Raw genomic sequence first — 24472 nt, forward strand, 5'->3', positions numbered from 1 at the left:
CAATTAAGCGTTAGTGAAAAAAATGTCGCACTATATCCCGTTTTAAGGTATATTTGTTTTAGTTTGTAAGCAGAAAGAAGGACATCTTTACTATAAAATCATAGCGAGGGTTTAAAATATATGGATCAATCACGAAGTAAACGCAAAGGAAAAAAGCGTTTAAAACCATGGGTGAAAGTCACTCTTTTTATCATTAGTATTCTTTTACTGACAACGGCTTCAGTCACAGGCTATGCCTACTATAAAATAACCAATGCTGCTAAAAAGGCTCAAGTATCTCTTGATCGCGGCGCACAATCTGTGAAACGAATTGAAGCATTCGATCCAGGAAAAGACAGTTTTTCTGTCTTGCTGCTTGGAATTGACAGCAGACCGGGCGAAACAGTGAAACAAGCACGAAGTGACGCAATGGTTTTGGCAACCATTAACCGCACAAATAAAACCGTTAAATTATTAAGCATTCCTAGGGACTCATACGTTAATATTCCAGGCCACGGTTTTGATAAAATTACTCACGCACACGCATTTGGCGGTGCAGATTTAACAGTGAGCACAGTTGAAGATTTACTAGATATTCCGGTCGATTTTGTCATTCAAAGTAATTTCGTAGCGTTTAAAGAAATCGTCAACGAATTAAACGGTGTTCCTATTAACATCAAGGATGAGTATCTTGTGAAACAGATTAAAAAGGATACAAAAGGCAAGGTTGTGCTTCAAACTGGAACTCATACACTAGATGGTGATCAAGCGCTCGCATATGTGAGAACAAGAAAAGCAGATAGTGATTTAATGCGTGGACAGCGTCAAATGGAAGTGTTAAAAGCCATTTTTGATAAATCAAAATCATTAACATCTATTCCGTCATACGATAATATCATTGATACACTCGGTGATAATGTGTCAACCACCCTTTCAATGAAGGAGTTAGTCGGTCTTTTCCCGCTTCTGACATCATTGAAATCGGTTGATACCATTCAGCTTAAAGGATCTGATTACCAGCCAAACGGTGTTTATTATTTCCAATTGGATCAAACCCAGCTGAACGAAGTAAAAACAGAATTGAAGAAGCAGCTTGAATTATCATAAATAAAAGCGTCCCTTTGGGGCGCTTTTTCTTATTTCCTTGATCATTCACTCATTTTTGTTTAGCCTTGATAGAGAGGAATTAACCTTCCTTTTTTATGAGAATGAAGGAAATCGTACATACTTTGAAGAGGCTATTGCATGAATGAAGGAGGATTTGACAGCGATGAAAAAAATGATTGCAATTGATTTAGACGGTACACTCTTAAATACAAAAAGTGAAATATCCGCACAAAACCGAGAGGCATTGATTCGTGCGAAGGATGCTGGCTATATTGTGACCATCTGTACAGGGCGGGCAACTTTTGATGTAAAGGAGCTGCTTGGCGATTTGGACATCCCCATTATTGCGGCAAACGGCGGGACTGTCCATACAGAAGGATACGAGCTCTTCAGCCGTATCACATTGGACCAAGAAGCGGGCAAGCGGGCTGCAAAGGCATTAGTGGAACGAAACATTTACTTTGAAGTCTATACAGATGATGCTCTCCTCTCTCCTTTTGATGGAAAAGAGAAGCTGAAAGCAGAATTTGATCTGATCAAAAGCGCAAACCCAAATGAGGATCTCGCTGATCTATGGGAAGGAGCCATGACGCAATTTAAACAATTTGGCATCAAACCAGTGGATGATATACGTGAGATTTTTGAGTCGAACGAACCGACCTATAAATTACTCTGCTTCTCATTTGATATGAACAAACTGAACGAAGCACGAAATCTTCTGGCAGACATGCCCGAGCTTTCATTGACCTCGTCTGGTAAACATATTATTGAGGTGCTGCCAAAAGAGTCTGGAAAAGGACATGCCCTGAAAAAGCTCGCAGCCCATTATGGTGTAGACCGCTCACATATTTATGCAATTGGTGACAGCCCAAACGATCTTTCTATGTTTGAAGAAGCAGGCCACCGCATTGCAATGGGGAATGCTGTTGATGTCATTAAAGAAAAGAGCACCTTCATCACAAAAGGAAATCATGAAGATGGTGTCGCTTATTTTATTGATCTTCTTTTACAAAATCAATTCCATGAAAAAAAGACGCTTGTCTGATCAGCGCCTAGAGAGAAGTCCAGAAGTCCGATACAAGTATTGATCGGGCTTTTTCTTTATTTTTTGATTCTAACAGCCGTTTCATATTTGTCCTTCCAGTACGTACTTGTTTTCATATTGGTTAAGACAACACCGTTTGAGACAGTCACATGAATGACTTGATTTGATCCTGCATATATCGCCGGCATCAATGTTGTTCCGCTGAAGAAGACAAGATCTCCCGGCTGAAGCTCAGAACGTTTCACAGGTGTACCTGCTTTAACTTGACCTGATGCATAGCGGGGCAGCTCAATGCCAAGCACTTCTTGATACACGTACTGCGTGAACCCTGCTGTATCAAATCCTTCCTTTGGATTCGTACCGCCTTTGACATAAGGGACTTCACCAATATACGTAGCGGCTTTTGATACGATAGGGTCCTCTTTCGCAAGCTCCAGATCTGTTAATCGTTTCGCACCTGTCCATTTCTCGCGCCAATACGATTCAGACAAATAAGAAATTGTCACACTTTCAGAACGGCTCGCATGAATAAAGCGGTCGCCTCCAATATACATACCTACATGAGAAATTCCGGGCTTATATGTGTTACTAAAAAAAACAAAATCCCCAGGGCGGATATCGTCTAATGCCACTTTTTCTCCAACGATCCACTGCTGTTCAGCACTTCGAGGTAAATAGATTCCAAGTGATTTTTCAAATAAATACTGTAAAAATCCTGAGCAGTCGAATCCAGTCTTTGGATCTGCTCCTCCAAACACATAAGGAATTCCCAAGTAGGTCATCGCATCTTTCACAAGAGGGTCATCAGAAATTTCTTGTGTGCCAGGCAGTCGTTTGACCGCATAAAATCGATCAGTCCAATATTTGCTTTTGCTGACATCTGTTCTCACCACACCTTGACTAAGCGTGATGTGGATAACCTGATTGTTCCCAGCGTACAACGCCACATGTGTTGGGATATCCTTCGTTTCTTCAAGGCTTCGGAAATACACAAGGTCACCGGGCTGCGCTTTATCCCATGATACCTTTTTTCCAATCTGATATTGGTCGATGACCTTCCGCGGCAAATCAAATGTTTCGGATGTCTTGTACACATATTGAATAAACCCAGATGCATCAAAGCCCGTTTTTGGATCGGTTCCTCCTTTATGATAAGGTGTTCCAATCAGCTTTTCCGCTTGCTCCAAAAGAGATGGTGTTTGAGCAGAAACCGCTGTTTGAGACATGAACATCAGCCCTACAAGCGCACACCCTCCAATTAACATTCCTTTCCATTTCATGATCCTTTCCCTCCTTTCTTCTATAGTTTCGACATGACACCTTTCATTTTACACCGTATTTCGACAAAAAAAGAGCACGCGATGTGCGTGCCCTTTATCCTTTTTAGGTTATTTACCTGCTTCCGCTTTTGACTGCTTTTGCTGTTCAATTTTCTGCATTTCAACCGAAATCTTTTGTTTTTCGTGATCTGTCAGACTGTCACTAAATTTAAAAGCAGACATAAAGACAAAGACTAAAATTAACGCAACAAACGGCCAGCTTGCTTTTAGAAATTTCATTTCTTCTCTTTCCCTCCGTTTTCTTTTAAGTTTTTAACTTTATCAGCGTGATCTACTTCAAAGAAAATGTGTCCGTCTTTTTCTTTCCAATCCGCATTCGTTCCATTGGTCAGCATACGGATAATGGCTTTTGATTCTAGAGATCCTGCTTTTACTGGAGCAGGTGTTGCTTCTTTGATGTACATTGGGACAACTTCAAATGTCGCTTTTCCATCTTCATTCAGATGATACTGAACAAGTGCAGAATCACGTGTTCTTGACCAGCCTTGATCAAAAATAAAGTTGCCTAGACTATAGAAAATCGCTGTTCCGTTATAGACTTCCATTGGTTCAAGGACGTGCGGATGAGCACCGATAATGATATCGGCTCCGGCCTTAGACATCGCTCTTGCCAATTCTCTTTGTCTGTCGTTTACTTCATTGTTGTACTCCTGTCCCCAATGAGCATGAACAACGACGAGATCTGCCTTTTCAGCAGCCTGCGAAATCATCGGAATAAAGATAGATGGATCGGCTGGCAGAATACCCGCCTGGCGATTCGTTGCTTTGAAATCTTTCCCATACACATCTGTAAAACCAAGTGTAGCAATTTTGACACCATTTACTTCTTTGTACGAAATGTTCTGCTTCGCATCTTGGAGGTTACGGCCTGCACCTGTATAATCCATGCCATTTTGTTCAAAGGCATTGATCGTGTTGTTCAGCCCTTTTTCACCATAGTCTGCCGCATGGTTATTCGCAAAGTTTAAGACAGAGAAATTTAAATCCTTCAACGCTTGGACAGAATCTTCATCTGTTTTTAAATGAATATTCTTTTGGGCTGCCTGCTCCTTATCTGAAGCGACAGGATGCTCAAAGTTGCCTGTCACATAATCTGACACATCAAAATATGGCTTGGCATAACGAAAGAGATGCTCTTTTCCATAGCGGTCTGTTACTTTCTCTACGTTTCTTCCAAACATAATGTCACCGACAAACGAAGCGGTCAGGATGTTTTCTGGATTCTTTTGTACAGTTGGCACTTGTGCTTGCCCGATAAACGTAAATAGAAATGTACAAGCAATAACGATCGGTAAAGCAATCAGTACATGTTTATTCGTCTTTTTCTTTTGATTCTTTGTGATTTTCAGCAGCTTTTCCTGAAAGCTCAATTTTTTATTCATCATTGGACACACCTTATCTTAAAATAGATAGTAAACATACATGATGGCAAATGTTGCACCACTTAGAAGTAACGTGCTTCCAAGGGTAATTGTAAGACCTTGCTTTTGAATCGTATTCGCAATCAATCCAGGAACGATGATTCCAATTCCGCGGAATTCTGCTATTTCAAATGGGACCACTGGATAGAAGAAATCAAATATCAGTTTCAAAGCAATCCCTGTAATCAGCATCGCAGCAAACTTTCTGCGTCCGTATAAAATCATAAATTTTGATAGACCAAAGCGAACGATGACGTACGTAAGCAAGCTGACAGATAAGACGACTAAAATGAAGACTGGCTGGTTAAATACAAGCGCCAGATAACCCGGAACAACAAGTCCAGCTGGTACGATTCCTGTTTTTTCTGCAAAGATTAAACTAAGTAGAACACCTAAAATTAACGAGATATAAAGATCTGATCCGAACATTTTCTATATTTCCTCCTAGCTGACAAGCTGCTTAATTTTGTATTCTTGAATTTTTTCGATTAACGGTTCAGCGGCACCATGGATATTGCCGACTCCATAAACCACTCGATTATGAAGCTTTTTCTCAAGCATATTCATAATTTCTTCTGTAGATTGATATTCAAGGTTGTGTAAGTGGTCAGCCGGAATTTTCCCTTCCTCATATGCCTTCACAATTGGATCTGTTGTTTCACCAATTAAGACAAGATCACTTGCTTCAATATATGGAAGTACATCCTCCGCAAACTGGATCGTTCTATCTACCCGATCCGCACGGCAGTTCATAATAATAATCGGTTCATCTGTTGGATATCCAATTTCTTTCACACGCTTCCAAATGTTCAATGTAGATGCTGCGTCATTTGCCGCAAATCCATTTACAAAGTGTCCAGGCGTTTTCGCGTCCATTAATGGAAGAATTCTCATCGCTCCTGGATCAGGCGGCGCATTTAACATTCCTCTGAATGCCGTATCTTCATCAATCCCTAATGCTTGGGCAACACCAAGTGCCAGTGAAGCATTATCTGGGAAAACCATGTACTCAAATTTCCTCAAAAACTCATCGGAAATCTTGGAATTATCTGCAACAATGACTTCTGTGTTGCGTTTTTTCGCAATCTCTTTAAAGAAATCCGTATATTCACTATCCGTAATAACCAAGTGTCCATTGTAAGGAATTGTCGCTGTAAAGGCTTCTGCTATTTCATCAAGTGTCGGCCCCATGACGTCCATATGGTCTTCAAGAACGTTTACGATCACGCCAATGTTTGCTTGAAGCAGCTCTTCCTGAAAGATAATTTGGTAATCTGGATTTACCGCCATACATTCACTGACGATAGCATTTGCTCCTCTTTCAACTGTTTCTCTCATAACTTCTTTCTGCTCTCCGATATTCGGTCCTTGCGGTTTCCTTTTAATCGGTTTCTCCTCTGGCGTATCCCAATAAATCATTCTTGCATCCGTTCCCGTTGTTTTACCGACAGTTTTATAACCTGCCTCCATTAAGATACCGGTTGTCAATCTTGTGACGGTAGACTTTCCGCGAATACCATTAATATTGACGCGCACCGGCAGGGCATCGATATTTTTCTGATGACGCTTCTTTTCAATAAAGCCAATCCCTAACATGATGACACAGGCTATAACGATTAACCACATCGCTATCTACATCTCCTTTTTTTATGAGTGTGATATGTAAATTCAATCAACAGTATATCTGTTCAGCATAAAATCACAATCGGTATTATGTAACATAATCTTTCACTTCCTCGTATGCCAAATTCCTCTAATCAGAAGGCTTTTTTGCCTACCCATCCTTTAAATGAAAAGGCCAAAAGGCGGACAAAAATCAGTCTGAATTTCCGCTGAATTCATGAGAAAGCGTTACCATCAATGATCCGAAAATCTTTTGTCCTTTTCTCCCTAAATTTTTTGACAATTATTAAGATGTATTTTGAATCAATGTTTTAAAACCCGCTCTTCTCTATAACAACAGTCATATCAGCGCTTTAAATGAATAGTGCGTGTTTTGGAATGTTTTATATTTTTGAATGAACAGGTTAGAAAGTCATTCTCATTGATCAGATTGCTGTGTGTTGACCTATGACAAAGGTCACCTCTAAAAAAATCAAGTCATCTGCTTATTTTTAGGTCACGAAAAATTGGGATAAGATGTAAATATTTGATCATTTCGGTGTACCTTCTCTTTACGAGATTCGCATCTTATGACCTAAACAATGAAACATTATTCATTTGTTTTTATCAAGATTCATCATTTCTTAACATTTTTAATGTGAATTTAGTTGAAAGTTGTCAGCTTATGTCATGCTTTCCCCAAAGGAGACGAATAAAATTCGCTTCTCCGCTTACACTATGGGTAAAAAATCTGTGAGAGGAGGCTAAAGATGCCAAACACCAATGAGCAGACACGTCTACATTTTTTATCAGGTAGCTTCGAGGAAAAAATCCGTATCCTAAAAAAAACATTTCAGCAAAGCGGCGATTTTGAATACCGAGAGTTAATGGTGAATGAAACAAAATCTGTGCTGTTTTTTATTAAAACAAGAATTGATGAAGGCAAATTAAATGATTTCATTATCGGTAACTTGTTAGGCTCTCCTGGAAAGCAGAATTATATAAAATCTCTTAGCACACTTGAAACAGGCGACTTGACGCTGATCACAGACAGTATTATTGCGGGAAGTATTGCCTTTCTTGATGAAAACTCCTCGCAAATCAAGCTGTTTGCTGTCGGACAGCCGCCGCTTCGCTCTATTTCTGAACCTTCTTCTGAAAGTATTATCGCGGGTGCACATGACGGGTTTGTTGAAAGCCTTGATACCAATATCTACTTACTGCGTTCGCATTTAAATGATCGGAAGCTCGCCATTCAATATCATAAGGTCGGTACAAAATCGGAAACAAAGCTTGCAACGGTGTATATATCTGATATTGCCAATCAAGAAAAGGTCGAAGAAGTCAACAGACGGATTTCTTCTATTAAAGTAGACACACTGATAAGTCCTGGCTCTATCGTTGAGGCAATTGAGGAAGATTCATATTCTATTTTCCCGCAGCTGATTGATACAGAACGTCCGGACAAGGTAAGATCTGCGATTCTTGAAGGCAGAATAGTCGTACTTATGGATGGCAGTCCAATGGCCATCATTCTGCCTATCACGTTCTTTAGTTTTTTTCAGTCGCCAGATGATTATAACAGCCGCTGGATTCCTGCTACGTTTATTCGTATTCTTCGTTATCTTGCCTGCATCATCGCAGTCATATTGCCATCTTTTTATATTGCTGTTATTGCGTTTCATTATGAGGTTGTCCCAGATGAACTAGCCATTACGATGAAGAACTCTATTATTGGCATTCCCTTTCCTCCATTGATAGAGGCCATACTGATGGAGATCACAATTGAACTTATACGTGAAGCTGGGGTGCGTCTGCCTAAACCAATCGGGCAGACCATTGGCATCGTAGGAGGTTTAGTTATTGGGGATGCGGTTGTACAAGCAGGACTTATTTCGAATGTCCAAGTCATTGTAGTCGCTGTGACGGCTGTCGCTTCATTTGTACTTCCGTCGTTTGAAATGACGTCCACCATCAGGATGCTCCGTTTCCCGCTCATGTTTATGGCATCGATGTTTGGATTTATTGGCATTTCATTTGGGCTCGCCATTATTCTCATGAATTTATGCCGCCTAGAATCACTAGGGGTGCCATATTTATCACCTGTTGCTCCATTTAACTGGCAGGACTTAAAAGATACGGTAGTTCGACTCCCAATGTGGATGTACAAAAACCGCCCTGTTTATTTAAATCCGCAAAAAGACAAACAAATTGAACAACTGAGAGGGTGGACAAAGAAAAATGAAAAATAAAATATCTCCACCTCAAGCTGTTTTTTTTATCATCCAGTCTCAAATTGGTGTTGGAATTTTAGCGCTCCCCCATTTGCTGATGAAAGACATGGGACACGATGGCTGGATGGCGATAATTGTCGCGTGTTTTTTTATCCAGATTATCAATACCATTTTTCTTTATATCATCTACAAGTATCCAGAAACGTCATTTTTCCAAGCGCTGATTGATGTCTTTGGAAAATGGATCGGACGCGCCTTGGTCGTACTCTATACATTATACTTTGCCTCGGTTTGCATCGTAGTCCTTTCTATATTCACAAGGATTCTTGGCATATGGGTGCTCCCGCTCACACCAAACTGGGTGATTAACCTATTACTGATGATATGCATTATCTATATCGCAAAAGAGCAAATTACAGCCATTGTCAGGTTTAACTTTATTTTGACTCCCTTTTTGCTCATGCTCTCTCTATTGATGTTCTATGCATTGAAAGGAACCAATATTGATTACCTCCTGCCTTTTTTCCAAACAGATATCTCTCAATTTCAGCTTGGATTGAAGGACGTGGTGCTGTCAATGAATGGATTTGAGATGATTTTAATTATCTCTCCACTGATGAAGGGCACCATTAAGGAACGATATAAAGTGATGACCATTTCAAATATATGCACGACGCTTTACTACCTATTTATTACATTAATTTGTTTTATGTTTTTCAGCCCAGCTGAGCTTGATGTGATCCCGAATCCTGTTTTGTATCTATTAAAAACCATTACATTCGGTGTCATTGAGCGCACGGATTTAATTTTTCTGAGCTTTTGGGTCTTTGTCATTTTAGCCACACTGAGTAATTATCTGTACTTTTGTGCAAATGGTGTGTCCAGTATGCTGAAGAAAAAAAATCACAAAAAATATGTCTACTATTTTGCCATTTTGATTTATGCTGCAAGCTGTTTTCTTTCAACTGATAACTTTAGAATTCAGCGCTTTAATGACTTTACCACCGTTGCACAATATTCATTTATTTACACACTTCCGATCATGATGGCCATTATCATCTTGATCAAACACCGCAAAAAGAAGGTGAAATCACATGCATCATAGGTACATGTTGACACTGCTTATGTGTGTTTCCCTCATTTTCATGCCTGGCTGCTGGGATCAAAACCTATTAAAAGACATCTCTCTCGTATTAACTTCAGCTGTTGATCAAGGAGAGGATGACAATGCGAGATATTCGATTACCTATCGAAAGGTGCAGCAGTCTCAAAGTATGCAGCAAGGGAATTCTGGCAGCTATTTAACCACTGTTCTCACAACCGATGCGCCTACTTTAAGAAAAGCAAGAAGCAACTTTAGCCGGAGTGTAGACCAAAGAATTGATATGTCGAAAATGAGGGTGCTGCTGATCGGTGATGAATTTGCCCAAAACCGGCTGCTTCCTTACTTAGATATGTTTTATCGCGATCCCAAAAGCCCTTTGCTCGCAAACTTGGCAGTGGTGCAAGGGGGGAGCTGTGTGGACTTAATCAATTCTCTGCTCAAGGAAAAACTCATTGTGAGCGACTATTTAAACAACCTGATCACTTCCGCATCACGCTCCTCACAAGTTGCACCTAAGAACATTCAAAATATCCGGTCCAAAATGCTGCAAACCGGCGAGGATTTCACACTGCCGTTACTCTACTACGATAAGTCAAAAAAGTTAACGAGTGTGAGAGGGGTTGCCTTATTTGATAATGAGAAAAAGAAAGGTGAACTGTATGCACAGGATGCCATTCTGCTCACCATTATGGATGGAAAAATGGGCAGTTATGCAAACTTCACGAAAAAAGTAAGAAGTGATATGAAATCAAAGGAGAACAATTACATCACCATTCAAGTAACGGATTCAAAGAGAGACATAAAAATCGTCAATCCTGATCATCGAAACGTAACCTTCTCTCTTGACTATGAATTCACCACCTCTGTTGTTGAATATCCGAAAGACAATTTAGATACAGACAAGAAAATCGAAATGTTAAATAAAAGGCTGTCAGCTATTTTTACAAAAGATGCCGAAAAAGTCATTGCAGCCCTGCAAGAGGCGAATTCTGACGTCCTCAGCCTTGGCAGAAAATATCGGGTCAGACACTATGATGAATATATGAAAATGAACTGGGTCACCGATTATCCGAAGGTGAAAATCATTCCAAAAGTGAAAGTGAACATTACACAAACAGGTATCATTAGTTAAGAAAAGGAAGAAGCCATCTTTCTTTTCTTTTTTTATTTTTTTAGATTGTCATTTCGATGCTTTCGTGATAATCTATGTGTGTAAACGGTTACACATTCATGAAGGGAGGCTCTCCATTGGCTACAATTAAAGATGTTGCAAAAGCTGCACAAGTGTCTGTTGCCACTGTTTCACGCGTGCTCAATGATACTGGATATGTTCATTCAGATACGAAAATCCGCGTGACACAAGCGATGCAGGAGTTGAACTACTTTCCCAATGAAGTGGCTAGATCCCTTTTTAAAAGAGAATCACGCTTAATCGGCTTAATCTTGCCTGATATCACAAATCCCTTCTTTCCTCAGCTTGCTAGAGGCGTTGAGGATGAGATTCATGCGCACGGTTTTCGGTTATTATTCGGGAACAGTGATGAAGATCGAGAGAAGGAAATGGCTTACTTACAAACCTTTAAACAAAATCAAGTAGTCGGTGTCATCGCGGTCACAAATGAACCTGAATCAGATATATACAATGATGATGATCTACCTGTTGTGTTTTTAGATCGAACGGTCCCACATGCACCTTCTGTTTTTGCAGATGCTGCAGCTGGCGGGAAAATGGCGGCAATGGAATTAATCAGACGCGGCAGCCGGCAGATCACACTGTTAAAAGGACCTGCCCATCTGCAAACAGCGCGGCAGCGATTCAAAGGCGCACTCGATGTTCTCACGGAAACAGGCGTCGACTTTCATGTGATGTCAAATGCTTCATTTTCCTTTCAAGAAGCCCGAAAAAGCGCCAAGGCCCTTTTCCAGCTGTACCCTGAAACAGATGGGATCATTGCCAGCAATGATATCGTCGCAACAGCGGTCATCCATGAAGCGCTTCGGATCGGAAAAGCCATTCCAGGAGACGTTCAAATCATTGGATTTGATGATATTCCGCAAAGTGAGCTGCTCTTCCCTTCCTTATCGACCATTAGGCAGCCCGCCTATGAGATGGGAAAAGAAGCGGCACAGCTGTTAATCAAAGCGATTCAGAAACAGCCGATAGATCAACCAGTTATTCAAATGCCCGTCTCTTTTATTGAACGAGAGACCACAAGAAAGGTGGATTCACAATGAGTCATATTGTTGTAGTAGGAAGCTGTTCAATGGATTTAGTCGTCACATCAGATAAACGGCCAAATGCCGGTGAAACGGTTTTAGGTGAATCGTTTAAAACCGTCCCCGGCGGAAAAGGTGCCAATCAGGCAGTCGCAAGTGCCAGACTCGGTGCAGATGTATATATGGTCGGCCGCGTTGGTGATGACGCTTATGGTCAGGATATTCTCAGCAATTTAGAAACACAAGGTGTCCGCACCTCATATATGAAACCGGTTACTGAAATGGAGAGCGGCACAGCTCATATCATTTTAGCAGAAGGTGATAACAGCATTGTTGTGGTCAAAGGGGCAAATAATGAGGTCACTCCTGACTATGTAAGAGAGGCCTTTTCTACAATTGATGATATTGGGATGGTTCTCATCCAGCAGGAAATACCTGAAGAAACGGTCGAAGCGGTCTGCGCCATTTGCAGTGAAAAAGAAATCCCTGTCATTTTAAACCCTGCACCAGCCCGCAAAGTATCGCAGCAGGTTTTAGAGCAGGCTGCTTACATTACACCGAATGAACATGAAGCTGTTCTAATGTTTGATGGTCTGCCAACCAGTGAGGCCTTGCGTCAATACCCTAACAAATTATTGATCACAGAAGGAAAAAATGGGGTTCGATATTTTGATGGAACGAAAGACGTGTTGGTTCCAGGCGTTCCTGTCGAAGCAGTCGATACAACAGGAGCTGGCGATACCTTTAACGGAGCCTTGGCTGTCGCTCTAACAGAAGGCAAATCCCTTTATGACGCACTTGCCTTTGCCAACCTTGCAGCTTCAATGTCCGTCACAAAGTTTGGCGCACAAGGCGGCATGCCAACAAGAGAAGAATTGGAGAAAAAGAAATGAAAAAAAACGGCATCCTAAACAGCCATATCGCCAAGGTGCTTGCTGACCTTGGCCACACAGATACAATCGTCATCGCAGACTGTGGTCTCCCTATCCCAGAAGGTCCAGTCAAAATCGACTTGGCGTTATCAATCGGCACACCATCCTTTCAGGAGGTCACCTCCCTCCTTCTTCAGGAAATGGCCGTTGAAAACATCACTGTAGCTAGTGAAATCAAAGAAGCCAATGAACGAGATCATTTATTTCTTAAGAAAGCGCTCTCAAAATCGTTACATGAAGTAGACCACGAGACGTTCAAAGACATGACCAAACAGGCAAAAGCAGTCATTCGAACGGGTGAAGCCACCCCATACGCAAACTGCATTCTTCATGCCGGTGTCATCTTTTAAAAGGAGGAGCCAGATATGAACATAGAGATGCATAACATCCATAAGGCTTTTGGAAAAAACACCGTTCTCTCCGGGGTCTCCTTTGACCTCGTCACAGGTGAAGTCCACGCACTCATGGGTGAAAATGGTGCGGGAAAATCAACTTTAATGAATCTGCTTACAGGTCTTTATTCTTTAGATCAAGGAACGATACAAATCGACGGAAAAGAAACCGCTTTCAAAAATCCGAAGGAAGCGGAACAGCACGGCATCGCCTTCATTCATCAGGAGCTTAACATATGGCCGGATATGACCGTCTTGGAGAACCTATTCATCGGGAAAGAAATCTATACGAAACTCGGACTGCTAGATACTAAGAAAATGAAGACCCTCGCCCAAACGCAGCTGGACCGTTTGTCTGTGAATCTCTCACTTGAACAAGAGGCAGGCAGCTGTTCTGTTGGACAAAAACAGATGATTGAGATTGCAAAAGCATTAATGACCGATGCAAAGGTCATCATCATGGATGAGCCGACAGCAGCTCTTACGGAACGGGAAATCGAGAAGCTCTTCCAGGTCATTGAATCTCTCAAAAAAGAAGGCGTTTCCATTGTCTATATTTCTCACCGTATGGAGGAAATCTTTGCAATCTGTGACCGGATTACGATCATGCGTGATGGGAAAACGGTCGATACGAAAGCCATACCTGAAACGAATTTCCATGAAGTCGTCAAGAAAATGGTCGGCCGTGAATTGACAGATCGATATCCTGAGCGAACGCCTTCTACAGGAGACATTGTCCTTGAGGTGAAACAAGCAACGAGAAAAGGACAATTTCAAGATATCAATTTCTCAGTTAAGGCTGGAGAAATCGTTGGTGTTGCAGGCTTAATGGGTGCTGGCCGGACCGAAATGATGCGGTCACTGTTTGGCCTTGATCCTCTTGACCAAGGAGAAATCTGGGTTCATGGGAAAAAGGCTGTTATTAAAAAACCAAGTGATGCCGTCAAGCTCGGCATCGGCTTTATCACAGAGGATCGCAAGGATGAAGGATTGATGCTTGATGCATCCATCCGAGAAAACATCGGTCTGCCAAACTTAAAAAGCTTCTCTCCAAAGGGATTGATTGATAAGAAAACTGAACAGGATTTTGTCGACCTGCTCATTAAAAGACTGACGATTAAAACGGCTTCCTCTGACATCTCTGCCCGCAGCCTGTCTGGTGGAAATCAGCAAAAAGTCGTCATTGCCAAATGGATCGGCATACAGCCGAAGGTCTTGATTTTAGATGAACCGACACGAGGTGTCGACGTCGGAGCGAAACGAGAAATCTATCATTTAATGAATGAACTGACCGATCGAGGCGTTGCCATTTTAATGGTCTCCTCTGAGCTCCCAGAGATACTCGGGATGAGCGATCGAGTGCTCGTCATTCATGAAGGAACCATCAGCGGAGAATTAGACAAAGCAGAAGCAACGCAGGAACGAATTATGACACTAGCTACAGGAGGGAAGTAACATGAAACCACTTACTTCAAATGGACGATTTGATCACATCATGCAAAAGCTTGGGCCATTCTTAGGACTCATCATACTTGTCGCCCTTGTTTCTATTTTAAACCCGGCCTTTTTAGAGCCATTAAACATCTTAAACTTACTGAGACAAATCTCCATTAATGCCCTCATTGCCTTTGGCATGACGTTTGTTATTTTAACTGGAGGTATTGATTTATCAGTCGGTGCTATTCTTGCACTGTCCAGTGCCCTGACTGCCGGCTTTATCGTTTCTGGCATGGATCCGATTTTAGCCATTATCGTCGGCTGTCTCATCGGTGCCGTTCTTGGGATGATCAACGGTCTTTTAATCACAAAAGGCAAGATGGCTCCATTTATCGCAACGCTTGCCACGATGACAATTTTCAGAGGTTTGACACTCGTTTATACAGACGGAAACCCGATTACTGGGCTTGGCTCTAACTATGCATTTCAGTTATTCGGCCGCGGATATTTCTTAGGCATTCCTGTTCCAGCGATCACGATGCTTCTCACCTTTATCGTACTTTGGGTACTGCTTCATAAAACACCTTTCGGCAGAAGAACATATGCCATCGGCGGGAATGAAAAAGCGGCTCTCATCTCAGGAATCAAAGTACCGCGCGTGAAAATTATGATCTATTCATTAGCAGGCTTCATGTCTGCCTTAGCAGGTGCGATCTTAACGTCTCGCCTAAATTCAGCGCAGCCAACAGCTGGTACGTCCTATGAGCTTGATGCCATTGCTGCCGTCGTACTTGGCGGGACAAGCCTGTCCGGCGGAAGAGGTCGAATTGTTGGCACACTCATCGGGGTACTCATTATCGGTGTCCTGAACAATGGTATGAACTTACTTGGCGTTTCATCATTCTATCAATCTGTTGTGAAAGGGATTGTCATCTTGATTGCAGTCCTATTAGACAGAAAGAAATCTGCTTAAGGAGGCAGCCGCTATGAAAAAATATCTTATTCTCATCCTGACTCTCTCATTGTTCATGCTTTCTGCCTGCTCACTTGAACCGCCGGAGTGGGCCAAGTCATCAAAGGATGGCAAGAAAAAGGACATCAAAATTGGGCTGTCGATCTCGACGTTAAATAACCCATTCTTCGTTTCTCTGAAAAACGGTGTGACAAAAGAAGCGAAAAAGCTAGGCATTGAAGTCGTGATTGCAGATGCACAAAATGATTCAGCTAAACAAACAAGTGATGTTGAAGACCTTATTCAGCAAGGCGTCGACGCATTGCTCATCAACCCAGCGGATTCATCTGCCATATCAACCGCTGTCGAATCAGCAAACGCTTCTGATATACCTGTCATCACATTAGACCGCTCAGCCGAAAGTGGAAAGGTAGAAGCACTTGTCGCCTCAGATAACGTCAAAGGCGGAGAAATGGCAGCTAAATTTATCATTGACAAGGTTGGCAAAGGAGCAAAAGTCGCTGAATTAGAAGGCGTACCAGGCGCTTCCGCTACACGTGAGCGTGGAAAAGGATTCCATCAAATAGCGGATAAAGATTTAAAAGTGACAGCAAAACAAGCTGCTGACTTTGACCGGACAAAAGGACTGAATGTCATGGAAAACCTCCTTCAAGGAAACCCTGACATCAAAGCCGTTTTTGCCCACAATGATGAAATGGCACTTGGCGCACTAGAAGCGATACAAAGCTCTGGGAAAGACATTCTTGTCGTTGGCTTTGACGGCAACGAAGATGCACTCAGCTCAATCAAAGCAGGAAAGCTCTCTGCAACAGTTGCGCAGCAGCCAGAGCTGATCGGTCAACTGGCAGTCGGTGCTGCAAACGACGTATTAAAAGGGAAAAAGGTACAAAAGAACATCGCAGCTCCACTCAAACTAGAACAGAAGAAATAAACAGAAAACCCCCGATTTCCCTCGGGGGTTTTCCTATTACTGTGGTCTTTTCAGCACAAATGACGTGCCTAAATGGGCATAATCATTACCTGCTAGGCGAGCGACTGGTTTCAGTTCATTAGTAGAAACATAGCCTTTTTCTGCATCATAAACACCCTCATCTAAATGTGCACATACAACCCGGCCAATGATATGATCAACTGTGATCTCCCCTTCATCATTTTGAAAGGTCAGATGTTTTTCCAGCTGACATTCAAAACGAATGCGCGCTTCCTTGATTCCCGGCACTGAAATGACATGACTCTCTACTTGATGAAGTCCGGTGCGATCCAGCTCACTCTCTTCCCGAGGCAATGTAGCAGCTGTTTCATTAATATCTTCTATCATGTCTTCATCACTCACATGGACGACAAACTCTTCCCTGTCAATGATATGCTGCGCAGTATCTTTCATCTGACCATCACGTCGTCCGATAGAAACCGCAATGAGCGGCGGGTGTCCGCTGATGACATTAAAGAAACTAAATGGTGCGGCATTGACAACATCTTCTTTAGACAGACTTGTAATAAACGCTATCGGTCTTGGAACGATAGAACCAGATAATAATTTATATGCCTCTTTTCGTGACAGCTGATCCATTTGCAATGTAATCAATTCAGGTACGCCTCCTTTTAATGTAACGACATCATACCATAACCCGTTCCCTATACCTCTTATTCCAGCTCGGTGCGATGCAGGATATGGTGAACAAGATGAAATAAAGCAGGATTATGATTTTCCCGTCTATAGGAAATCGTCCATTCCGCCAGAAGCTGTTCATCCTCAATGGCCCGATAGACAACATCCAGATTAAATAAACGCCGGGCTGATTTTGGAATCACTGCAATACCGATCCCTGCTGTGACGAGGCCAATGATCATTTGATATTCCGCCGCTTCCTGCACGATATTTGGAGAAAACCCGTACTTTTCACATAGCAGGACAAAGTGCTGATAAAGAGACGGCCATGATTCCTGTGATAAAGAAATAATCGGTTCATGACGGATATCTTCAATCGCGACCGTCTCTTTATTAGCCAATCGATGATTTTTTGGAATCGCAAAAATACATTCACTCTGCTTCATCAAACGACTCACTAATTCTTCATGCGGCGGTGTAGGATGTAAAAAACCGATATCAATCTCACCATTTAAAAGTGCCTCTAGCTGCTGCGGAACAGAAAGCTGCTGCAGCTCAATACTGACAGAGGGATACAGCTCCCTGAATTCACGTACAACGGGCGGCAGAATATCGTACGTCGCCGTTCCAACAAAACCTATGATGATTTTCCCCAGCTCTCCTCTTGCTGTATGACGGGCATGATCAACGGCTTTATCAAGCTGTTGTAGCACTCCCCGAACCTCATGTAAAAAGACCTTTCCAGCTGCTGTTAGCTCCACCACCCTCTTCGACCGGTGAAATAAAGGAAAACCCAATTCTTCCTCAAACTGCTTAATTTGCTGACTAAGTGGAGGCTGTGTCATATTCAACCGCGCGGCTGCTCTGCCAAAATGCAGCTCCTCCGCTACTGTGACAAAATACTGCAAATGTCTCAGTTCCATCCTTTCACTCCTCACACACTTATTCGTGAAACATATCAAAACCACGTTAAACATATATTGGAAAATTTATTTTATGAAATGTATAGTAAATCATATCATGAAAATATATTTTCATAAAAAATTTTACTTGCCGAAAGGAGTGCGGGGTAAATGAAATCTCAAGCACAACCCCTAACAAGACGAGGAGCAGAGTTGATTGTTGATACGCTGATTGCTCAAGGTGTGACCCATGTTTTTGCGATTCCAGGTGCAAAAATTGACGCTGTATTTGATGTATTAAAAGACAGAGGTCCAGAGCTTGTCCTATGCAGACACGAACAAAATGCAGCCTTTATGGCAGCTGCTGTTGGACGTTTAACCGGCAAACCAGGTGTTTGTCTCGTCACATCAGGTCCTGGTGCATCTAATTTAGCAACAGGTCTATTAACAGCCAATACAGAAGGTGATCCTGTTGTCGCAATCGCCGGAAACGTCATTCGTGCAGATCGTCTGAAACGAACACATCAATCACTCGACAATGCGGCATTATTCAAACCAGTCACAAAATATAGCGTTGAAGTACAAGACGTTCATAATATACCAGAAGCATTAACGAATGCTTTTCGCGCGGCACAAAAAGGGCAGGCTGGAGCAGCATTTATCAGCTTTCCACAAGATGTCGTGACAGAACACACCACACAAACACCAGTGTCTGCTCACCCTTCTCCAGAATTAGGTCCTGCACCAGATGCTCTCATCAGTTCGGCTATCGCCAAAATTCAAAATGCACACTTACCTATTGCGATTGTGGGAATGAAAGCTAGTCGTCCAGCTGCTGCAAATGCCACAAGAGCATTATTAAAAACACTTGGTATCCCATTTGTTGAAACGTATCAAGGAGCCGGCGTTCTCTCAAGAGAGCTCGAGTCTCAATATGTAGGCAGAATCGGCTTATTCCGTAATCAGCCGGGTGATCTTCTCATTGAACATGCAGATGTCCTTTTGACCATTGGCTTTGATCCAATTGAATATGATCCGAAGCATTGGAATCTTCAGCCGCAGCAGCGTCAGATCATCCATGTTGATGACATGCAGGCAGATATTGACCATTTTTATGAGCCAGCGCTTGAGCTTGTAGGCAATATTTCTGAAACCGTCAAACATCTAGCGCATGACAGTGTTCCCCTTTCACTTAGCAAAGAGAACATAGAATTCGTCACTGAATTACAGGAACTATTAAGCGACATCGAAAAGACACCAGAAAGAGAAAGTCATCGATCTCACCCTCTGGATGTCATTCATACATTGAGACGTCTGATTCCTGATGACACGAAGGTCACGTGTGATATCGGATCTCACGCGATTTGGATGTCCCGTCACTTCCGCGTCTATGAACCGAACTCATTCCTGGTGAGTAACGGCATGCAAACATTAGGCGTCGCATTACCATGGGCAATTGCGGCTTCTATCATGAATCCAGATGAAAAGATTATCTCGGTCTCAGGTGATGGCGGTTTTCTCTTCTCCGCAATGGAGCTAGAAACAGCAGTCCGAAAGAAAACAAACCTCGTTCACCTTGTTTGGAACGACAGCACATACGACATGGTCGCGTTCCAGCAGGAAATGAAATATGACCGTACATCCTGCGTTGAATTCGGGCAGATCGATTTAGTGAAATATGCGGAAAGCTTTGGAGCGACTGGACTAAGGGTCAACTCACCTGAGGAGCTTTCAACCGTCCTTCAAAAGGGTATAAACATAGAAGGACCCGTGATTATTGATATTCCGATTGACTATCAAGACAACCCTGACCTCGCCAGTCAAAAATGGCCAGAAGTCTTTCGCAAAAAACATGCAATGAACGTTAAATAAGACTTCGATACATTACATTAAAGGAGTGAGCGGTTATGGGTATGATGCACCCAATGAATCAACAGAATGACACAAGACAGCATGACAAACAGCAAGAGGTCTATCAAGTATCGACAATGACCTCCCTGCTGGAAGCCGTATATGATGGAGATTTCTCCCTCGCACATATTCCTGAACACGGTGATTTTGGCATCGGTACATTCAATCAATTAGATGGAGAACTGATCGGCTTTGACGGCGCATTCTACCGGCTGCGCTCGGATGGAACAGCGACACCGGTCACCAATCAAGATTATTCACCATTCTGCTCTCTAGCATTCTTTGAAACAGATATCGTTCATCGAATTGATGCACCTATGACGTCCAAAGAACTGGAAGAAGAAATCGACCGCATTTTACCAAGTAAAAATATCTTTTATGCGGTCCGCATTGATGGATCATTCAAAAAGGTTCAAACACGTACGGTTGAAAAACAGGAAAAACCTTACGTTCCAATGGTAGAAGCAGTCAAGTCTCAGCCTATTTTCGACTTCGAGGATATTCAAGGCACGATCGCAGGCTTCCGTACACCGCAGTATGCACATGGCATTGCGGTGAGTGGATATCATCTTCATTTTATTGATGAAGATCGAAGTGTTGGCGGACACGTATTTGATTACACCGTTGATCAAGTCACCATCCGCATTTCTCAAAAACGCCATATGAATTTACACCTGCCAAATACGCAGGAATTCTTCCAAGCAGACATTGATCGTGCTGATCTTGCACAGCAAATTGCCAGTGCAGAAAGCAGCCCGGATCAATAAATGAAGACACCCCGATGATTCCGGGGTGTTTTTTTATGCACAAAGATGTTTTCTCGCACGTAATGTTTTCGTTTCGATACCAAAATAGAAATCATTCATTCTATTCGTAATAAAATATGATAGAATATCAACAGAAGAAAGGTGGTTATACGGTGTCAAAAGACTATAGCATTCCAAACCTAACATTAGACGAAAGAGATAAACAAATTTTATCCCTATTACACGAGGACGGGCGCATGTCTTATACAGATCTCGGCAAACAGGTCGGTCTGTCACGTGTTGCCGTACAAGCCCGCATTCAGCAGCTCATTGAAGCAGGGGTAATTGAACGATTCACCGCTGTAATTAACCCCGCGAAGGTCGGCATTCATGTCTCTGTCTTCTTTAATGTAGAGGTAGAGCCAAAATTTTTAGAAGCGGTAGCCCTTCAGCTTGAAAAGGAAACGGCTGTCACAAGCCTTTATCACATGACAGGACCAAGCAAGCTGCATATGCATGGCATTTTTCAACATGAACAGGAAATGGAGACTTTCCTGACAAAAAAGCTATACCCGCTAGAAGGCGTTGTCAGTGTGGACTGCCAAATGCTCATTAAACGATACAAAAGCCGCATGGGCATGAAATTGTAGACAGGAGTTGAACCACTTGCAATCATATATCGAACTCATTATCGCTATGGTGCGAACCGGTATTCTCGGTTTTGGCGGAGGCCCTTCCGTCATACCGCTTATTCGCCATGAAGCGGTGGTGAAATACCAATGGATCAACGATGACGAATTCGGAGAAACACTCGCCATCGCCAATGCATTACCAGGCCCAATCGCAACGAAAATGTCAGCATACCTCGGCTATCGATTAAAGGGCGTATCTGGCGCAATTGTCGCCACAGCTGCTCATATTTTACCAACATGTCTCGCCATGGTAGCCCTTGTCACACTTGTCAGCGTCTTAAGCTCCTCACAAATCATTCAAAATATGATTGGCGCTGTGACACCTGTCATTGCTGTTCTGCTCGGGATCATGGCATATGAGTTTGGACAAAAAGCGCTGAAAGGCTTCGGCATGATCTTCGGGATCGCTCTATTCCTTCTTGCCTTTATTGGACTGCAAGTGCTGTCCATTCATCCAGGAATCATTGTGATGATCTTTTTATTTTATGGCGCTTTTCATTTTAAACTGAAAAATCATTGGAATCGTTCAAATAAAGAGAAAGGAGTGTCTTCATGATCCTGATTCTCTTTTTATTCTGGGCATTCTTTTTATCCAATCTATTAGGGTATGGCGGTGGCCCTGCATCCATCCCGCTCAATTATGAAGAAATCGTCAATCATTTTCATTGGATGACGAACGAAGGATTCTCCAATATGCTGGCTTTAGCCAATGCACTGCCGGGGCCAATCGCTACGAAGATTGCAGCATATGTCGGCTATGACGTCATGGGCTGGCCAGGCTTTATCGTGGCACTGCTTGCAACTGTCCTGCCATCCGCTGTTGGGCTGATTTTATTGCTCAAGCTGATTGACCGCTTTCGTCAATCTCCCGTCGTAAAAGGCATGACCTTATCCGTTCAGCCTGTCATTGCGATGATGATGCTTTTATTAACATGGGAAATCGGCGGAGATGCTGTGAAAGCCATCGGCTGGACGCAATCGCTCGCCATTGCTGCGATCTCCTTTTTCTTGATGACCAAATTCAAGCTGCACCCTGCTTTTCTGATTGTGGCTGCATTTTTATATGGCGGATTCATTCTGCCGCATTCATAAAAACCGATAACATTCACTGTTATCGGTTTTCTTTTACATATAAATTGGAGAAATTGATCTGCGCCCAATCGAATGATACTCGATCCCTGCTTGTTCTGCCGCTTCAAGTGTATGACAGTTTCGTCCATCGAAAATAAGCGGCCGCTTCATCCATTTCTTATAGGAAGCGAGTGGAAACGACTGAATATCCGCCCACTCTGTTAATAGACAGACCGCATCGGCATCCTTGATCGCTTCCTCAATCGTTTGAGCAAATAAGACTTGATCCGGCAGCTCGCGAGCTGCATGCCGGGCAGCAACAGGATCATATGCCACAAGATCCGCACCTAATTGATGGAGCTCATGAGCGATCGGAATAGATGGCGCCTCCCTCATATCATCTGTATTCGGTTTAAAGGACAGACCAAGAAGCGCAATTCGCTTCCCTTCAAGAGCTGCCCCCAGCCGCTCCTGAATATTGCGGATAAAACCTGCTCGCTGCTCATTATTTACTTTGATGACAGCCTTTAACAGCTCAAAATCATGGGACACATGCCCTGCAATTTGGACAAGGGCATTTGTATCCTTTGGAAAACAAGAACCTCCGTAGCCAATGCCCGCTCTGAGAAAGGAGGAACCGATCCGCTGATCTAGCCCCATTCCCTGCGCCACCCATTCAACATCAGCCCCTGTTTTTTCACAAATGGAGGCAATCTCATTCATAAAGCTGATTTTTGTCGCAAGAAATGCATTTGATGCGTACTTGATCATTTCAGCACTTTTACGGTCTGTTTTGACCATTGGAAGGTGGAAATCAGCATACATCTCCTCCAGCTGATCTAATACGACTTTTGTTTCAGCTCCAATCACAAGCCGGTCCGCCCTCAATGTATCTGAAATGGCAGAGCCTTCCCGTAAAAATTCTGGGTTAGATGCAATCGCTAGCGGCTCCTTCCGTCCTAATTCTTGATGGATCAACTGATCGATTTGATCACCCGTTCCAACAGGCACCGTACTTTTCACCACAAGGATCGCCCCTGACTTTGCTTTTATCCCCATCTCTTTTGCAGCCTGAAACACATACTGTAAATCAGCTTGGCCATCTGCCTGCTGCGGGGTGCCGACTGCAATCATTAACACATCTGCCCGCTGGTAGACTTCCGCTCCATTTATGTGAAAATGAATTCGTCCCTGCTCAAGATTGCGTTTCAATAGCTCTTTTAACCCTGGCTCATACATTGGGGGATTTCCTTGTTTCAGCTGCATGACCTTTCGGCGGTCAATATCAATACACGCGACATCATGTCCTGCCTCCGCTAAACACACACCTGTCACAAGCCCCACATACCCACAGCCTGCAATCGCAATATTCATGACACCATCAGCTCCCCATACTCCTTATGCTTGTAATGACATCGTATGCCGGGAGCTTTCATTCCATTCTTAAAAGCATACAAAAACCCCCTGCCATCACTAGCAGGGGGTCACTTTTATGAAACAAGACCATTTCGAATATGAGCAATCAGATTTTCAAGCATTTCTTTTGTTGTGACATCATTTGAATTTTCACCAATATCATGAGCGTACATCAAAATCTTTAAAAATTCTTCTTGATTTAAACCCTTATTATCCATGTCTGTATCCTTTCGATTCCACTAATTTCATTATTATATGCTGTAAGGTTGGTTTATGCAATACTCTATTACATCATTCGACAGCTTTTGAAATTTATGACCATTTTCATGAAAAACTTTTTT

The 24472-nt window shown here is 42.6% G+C and carries 25 protein-coding genes; 16 read left to right on the plus strand and 9 right to left on the minus strand.

Annotated features, from left to right (window positions below; all coding sequences use genetic code 11):
- Positions 1 to 120: 120 nt before the first annotated feature.
- Both MHH65_RS16875 and MHH65_RS16880 read left to right on the plus strand, forming a co-directional pair.
- Positions 121 to 1086 carry an LCP family protein gene (locus MHH65_RS16875; protein WP_061110165.1) on the plus strand — a complete coding sequence of 322 codons (966 nt, stop codon included), beginning with the start codon at positions 121 to 123 and terminating at the stop codon, positions 1084 to 1086.
- Between the two features lie 163 nt (positions 1087 to 1249).
- A complete protein-coding gene (locus tag MHH65_RS16880) occupies positions 1250 to 2131 on the plus strand; it encodes a Cof-type HAD-IIB family hydrolase (protein ID WP_176544449.1) in 882 nt (293 codons plus the stop codon).
- Positions 2132 to 2187: 56 nt separating this feature from the next.
- Here the strand turns inward: MHH65_RS16880 and MHH65_RS16885 are convergent, their stop codons facing one another.
- The 5 genes from MHH65_RS16885 to pgsB all read right to left on the minus strand — a co-directional run bounded on the left by MHH65_RS16885 (position 2188) and on the right by pgsB (position 6518).
- The gene (locus tag MHH65_RS16885) at positions 2188 to 3411 is read right to left on the minus strand and encodes a C40 family peptidase (protein WP_041115545.1); all 1224 of its coding nucleotides are present in this window, start codon (positions 3409 to 3411) and stop codon (positions 2188 to 2190) included.
- Between the two features lie 108 nt (positions 3412 to 3519).
- Positions 3520 to 3690: a hypothetical protein gene (locus MHH65_RS16890; RefSeq protein WP_087976066.1), complete on the minus strand. Its 171-nt coding sequence runs from the start codon at positions 3688 to 3690 to the stop codon at positions 3520 to 3522.
- A complete protein-coding gene (locus tag MHH65_RS16895; RefSeq protein ID WP_041115544.1) occupies positions 3687 to 4853 on the minus strand; it encodes a CapA family protein in 1167 nt (388 codons plus the stop codon). Before MHH65_RS16895 ends, MHH65_RS16890 begins: the two co-directional genes overlap by 4 nt.
- A gap of 18 nt (positions 4854 to 4871) precedes the next feature.
- Entirely contained in the window at positions 4872 to 5321 is a 450-nt protein-coding gene (gene pgsC / locus MHH65_RS16900; RefSeq protein ID WP_007497520.1) for a poly-gamma-glutamate biosynthesis protein PgsC, read from the minus strand.
- A 15-nt stretch (positions 5322 to 5336) separates the two neighbouring features.
- A complete protein-coding gene (gene pgsB, locus MHH65_RS16905) occupies positions 5337 to 6518 on the minus strand; it encodes a poly-gamma-glutamate synthase PgsB (RefSeq protein WP_024423670.1) in 1182 nt (393 codons plus the stop codon).
- Positions 6519 to 7264: 746 nt separating this feature from the next.
- On the opposite strand from pgsB, the gene MHH65_RS16910 reads away from it, so the two are divergent.
- The 9 genes from MHH65_RS16910 to rbsB all read left to right on the plus strand — a co-directional run bounded on the left by MHH65_RS16910 (position 7265) and on the right by rbsB (position 16715).
- The gene (locus tag MHH65_RS16910; protein WP_061110166.1) at positions 7265 to 8746 is read left to right on the plus strand and encodes a spore germination protein; all 1482 of its coding nucleotides are present in this window, start codon (positions 7265 to 7267) and stop codon (positions 8744 to 8746) included.
- Positions 8736 to 9833: an endospore germination permease gene (locus tag MHH65_RS16915; protein WP_061110167.1), complete on the plus strand. Its 1098-nt coding sequence runs from the start codon at positions 8736 to 8738 to the stop codon at positions 9831 to 9833. The genes MHH65_RS16910 and MHH65_RS16915 overlap by 11 nt, the downstream gene beginning before the upstream one ends.
- The gene (locus MHH65_RS16920; protein ID WP_061110168.1) at positions 9823 to 10965 is read left to right on the plus strand and encodes a Ger(x)C family spore germination protein; all 1143 of its coding nucleotides are present in this window, start codon (positions 9823 to 9825) and stop codon (positions 10963 to 10965) included. Before MHH65_RS16915 ends, MHH65_RS16920 begins: the two co-directional genes overlap by 11 nt.
- Positions 10966 to 11081: 116 nt before the next feature.
- Complete coding sequence (locus MHH65_RS16925; RefSeq protein WP_061110169.1) at positions 11082 to 12068, plus strand: LacI family DNA-binding transcriptional regulator; 987 nt, start codon at positions 11082 to 11084, stop codon at positions 12066 to 12068.
- Positions 12065 to 12943 carry a ribokinase gene (gene rbsK, locus MHH65_RS16930; RefSeq protein ID WP_335350972.1) on the plus strand — a complete coding sequence of 293 codons (879 nt, stop codon included), beginning with the start codon at positions 12065 to 12067 and terminating at the stop codon, positions 12941 to 12943. The genes MHH65_RS16925 and rbsK overlap by 4 nt, the downstream gene beginning before the upstream one ends.
- Positions 12940 to 13332: a D-ribose pyranase gene (rbsD, locus tag MHH65_RS16935; RefSeq protein ID WP_034281179.1), complete on the plus strand. Its 393-nt coding sequence runs from the start codon at positions 12940 to 12942 to the stop codon at positions 13330 to 13332. Before rbsK ends, rbsD begins: the two co-directional genes overlap by 4 nt.
- 15 nt (positions 13333 to 13347) lie before the next feature.
- Positions 13348 to 14829 (plus strand): sugar ABC transporter ATP-binding protein, encoded by a 1482-nt coding sequence (locus MHH65_RS16940; protein WP_268412538.1) that lies wholly within the window; start codon positions 13348 to 13350, stop codon positions 14827 to 14829.
- 1 nt (position 14830) lies between these two features.
- Positions 14831 to 15784 carry a ribose ABC transporter permease RbsC gene (gene rbsC / locus MHH65_RS16945; RefSeq protein WP_268412537.1) on the plus strand — a complete coding sequence of 318 codons (954 nt, stop codon included), beginning with the start codon at positions 14831 to 14833 and terminating at the stop codon, positions 15782 to 15784.
- Between the two features lie 13 nt (positions 15785 to 15797).
- Entirely contained in the window at positions 15798 to 16715 is a 918-nt protein-coding gene (gene rbsB / locus MHH65_RS16950; RefSeq protein WP_024423679.1) for a ribose ABC transporter substrate-binding protein RbsB, read from the plus strand.
- A 36-nt stretch (positions 16716 to 16751) separates the two neighbouring features.
- Here rbsB and MHH65_RS16955 read toward each other — a convergent pair whose 3' ends face one another.
- Positions 16752 to 17369 (minus strand): flavin reductase family protein, encoded by a 618-nt coding sequence (locus MHH65_RS16955; protein WP_024423680.1) that lies wholly within the window; start codon positions 17367 to 17369, stop codon positions 16752 to 16754.
- 59 nt (positions 17370 to 17428) lie between these two features.
- Positions 17429 to 18316 carry an acetoin biosynthesis transcriptional regulator AlsR gene (alsR, locus tag MHH65_RS16960; RefSeq protein WP_024423681.1) on the minus strand — a complete coding sequence of 296 codons (888 nt, stop codon included), beginning with the start codon at positions 18314 to 18316 and terminating at the stop codon, positions 17429 to 17431.
- 150 nt (positions 18317 to 18466) lie between these two features.
- On the opposite strand from alsR, the gene alsS reads away from it, so the two are divergent.
- The 5 genes from alsS to MHH65_RS16985 all read left to right on the plus strand — a co-directional run bounded on the left by alsS (position 18467) and on the right by MHH65_RS16985 (position 22736).
- Positions 18467 to 20167 carry an acetolactate synthase AlsS gene (gene alsS / locus MHH65_RS16965; protein WP_268417821.1) on the plus strand — a complete coding sequence of 567 codons (1701 nt, stop codon included), beginning with the start codon at positions 18467 to 18469 and terminating at the stop codon, positions 20165 to 20167.
- A gap of 35 nt (positions 20168 to 20202) precedes the next feature.
- Positions 20203 to 20973 carry an acetolactate decarboxylase gene (gene budA, locus MHH65_RS16970; protein WP_024423683.1) on the plus strand — a complete coding sequence of 257 codons (771 nt, stop codon included), beginning with the start codon at positions 20203 to 20205 and terminating at the stop codon, positions 20971 to 20973.
- A gap of 152 nt (positions 20974 to 21125) precedes the next feature.
- A complete protein-coding gene (locus MHH65_RS16975; RefSeq protein ID WP_024426311.1) occupies positions 21126 to 21602 on the plus strand; it encodes an Lrp/AsnC family transcriptional regulator in 477 nt (158 codons plus the stop codon).
- 16 nt (positions 21603 to 21618) lie between these two features.
- Positions 21619 to 22200 carry a chromate transporter gene (locus tag MHH65_RS16980; RefSeq protein ID WP_268412536.1) on the plus strand — a complete coding sequence of 194 codons (582 nt, stop codon included), beginning with the start codon at positions 21619 to 21621 and terminating at the stop codon, positions 22198 to 22200.
- The gene (locus MHH65_RS16985; RefSeq protein ID WP_024423686.1) at positions 22200 to 22736 is read left to right on the plus strand and encodes a chromate transporter; all 537 of its coding nucleotides are present in this window, start codon (positions 22200 to 22202) and stop codon (positions 22734 to 22736) included. The genes MHH65_RS16980 and MHH65_RS16985 overlap by 1 nt, the downstream gene beginning before the upstream one ends.
- 33 nt (positions 22737 to 22769) lie before the next feature.
- Here the strand turns inward: MHH65_RS16985 and MHH65_RS16990 are convergent, their stop codons facing one another.
- Together MHH65_RS16990 and MHH65_RS16995 are read right to left on the minus strand one after the other, a co-directional pair.
- A complete protein-coding gene (locus tag MHH65_RS16990) occupies positions 22770 to 24089 on the minus strand; it encodes a UDP-glucose/GDP-mannose dehydrogenase family protein (protein WP_268416932.1) in 1320 nt (439 codons plus the stop codon).
- A 116-nt stretch (positions 24090 to 24205) separates the two neighbouring features.
- On the minus strand, positions 24206 to 24349 hold the full coding sequence (locus MHH65_RS16995; RefSeq protein WP_003214884.1) for a hypothetical protein: 144 nt from the start codon (positions 24347 to 24349) through the stop codon (positions 24206 to 24208).
- Positions 24350 to 24472: the final 123 nt, after the last annotated feature.

The organism is Bacillus sp. FSL L8-0654 (assembly GCF_038629965.1).
Classification (GTDB): domain Bacteria; phylum Bacillota; class Bacilli; order Bacillales; family Bacillaceae; genus Bacillus; species Bacillus safensis.

Bases quoted from the DNA above. Each gene is read 5' to 3' on its own strand.
- MHH65_RS16875 (WP_061110165.1), top strand. From the start codon at position 121: ATGGATCAATCACGAAGTAAACGCAAAGGAAAAAAGCGTTTAAAACCA.
- MHH65_RS16880 (WP_176544449.1), top strand. From the start codon at position 1,250: ATGAAAAAAATGATTGCAATTGATTTAGACGGTACACTCTTAAATACA.
- MHH65_RS16885 (WP_041115545.1), bottom strand. From the start codon at position 3,411: ATGAAATGGAAAGGAATGTTAATTGGAGGGTGTGCGCTTGTAGGGCTG.
- MHH65_RS16890 (WP_087976066.1), bottom strand. From the start codon at position 3,690: ATGAAATTTCTAAAAGCAAGCTGGCCGTTTGTTGCGTTAATTTTAGTC.
- MHH65_RS16895 (WP_041115544.1), bottom strand. From the start codon at position 4,853: ATGAATAAAAAATTGAGCTTTCAGGAAAAGCTGCTGAAAATCACAAAG.
- pgsC (WP_007497520.1), bottom strand. From the start codon at position 5,321: ATGTTCGGATCAGATCTTTATATCTCGTTAATTTTAGGTGTTCTACTT.
- pgsB (WP_024423670.1), bottom strand. From the start codon at position 6,518: ATGTGGTTAATCGTTATAGCCTGTGTCATCATGTTAGGGATTGGCTTT.
- MHH65_RS16910 (WP_061110166.1), top strand. From the start codon at position 7,265: ATGCCAAACACCAATGAGCAGACACGTCTACATTTTTTATCAGGTAGC.
- MHH65_RS16915 (WP_061110167.1), top strand. From the start codon at position 8,736: ATGAAAAATAAAATATCTCCACCTCAAGCTGTTTTTTTTATCATCCAG.
- MHH65_RS16920 (WP_061110168.1), top strand. From the start codon at position 9,823: ATGCATCATAGGTACATGTTGACACTGCTTATGTGTGTTTCCCTCATT.
- rbsK (WP_335350972.1), top strand. From the start codon at position 12,065: ATGAGTCATATTGTTGTAGTAGGAAGCTGTTCAATGGATTTAGTCGTC.
- rbsD (WP_034281179.1), top strand. From the start codon at position 12,940: ATGAAAAAAAACGGCATCCTAAACAGCCATATCGCCAAGGTGCTTGCT.
- MHH65_RS16940 (WP_268412538.1), top strand. From the start codon at position 13,348: ATGAACATAGAGATGCATAACATCCATAAGGCTTTTGGAAAAAACACC.
- rbsC (WP_268412537.1), top strand. From the start codon at position 14,831: ATGAAACCACTTACTTCAAATGGACGATTTGATCACATCATGCAAAAG.
- rbsB (WP_024423679.1), top strand. From the start codon at position 15,798: ATGAAAAAATATCTTATTCTCATCCTGACTCTCTCATTGTTCATGCTT.
- alsR (WP_024423681.1), bottom strand. From the start codon at position 18,316: ATGGAACTGAGACATTTGCAGTATTTTGTCACAGTAGCGGAGGAGCTG.
- alsS (WP_268417821.1), top strand. From the start codon at position 18,467: ATGAAATCTCAAGCACAACCCCTAACAAGACGAGGAGCAGAGTTGATT.
- budA (WP_024423683.1), top strand. From the start codon at position 20,203: ATGGGTATGATGCACCCAATGAATCAACAGAATGACACAAGACAGCAT.
- MHH65_RS16990 (WP_268416932.1), bottom strand. From the start codon at position 24,089: ATGAATATTGCGATTGCAGGCTGTGGGTATGTGGGGCTTGTGACAGGT.
- MHH65_RS16995 (WP_003214884.1), bottom strand. From the start codon at position 24,349: ATGGATAATAAGGGTTTAAATCAAGAAGAATTTTTAAAGATTTTGATG.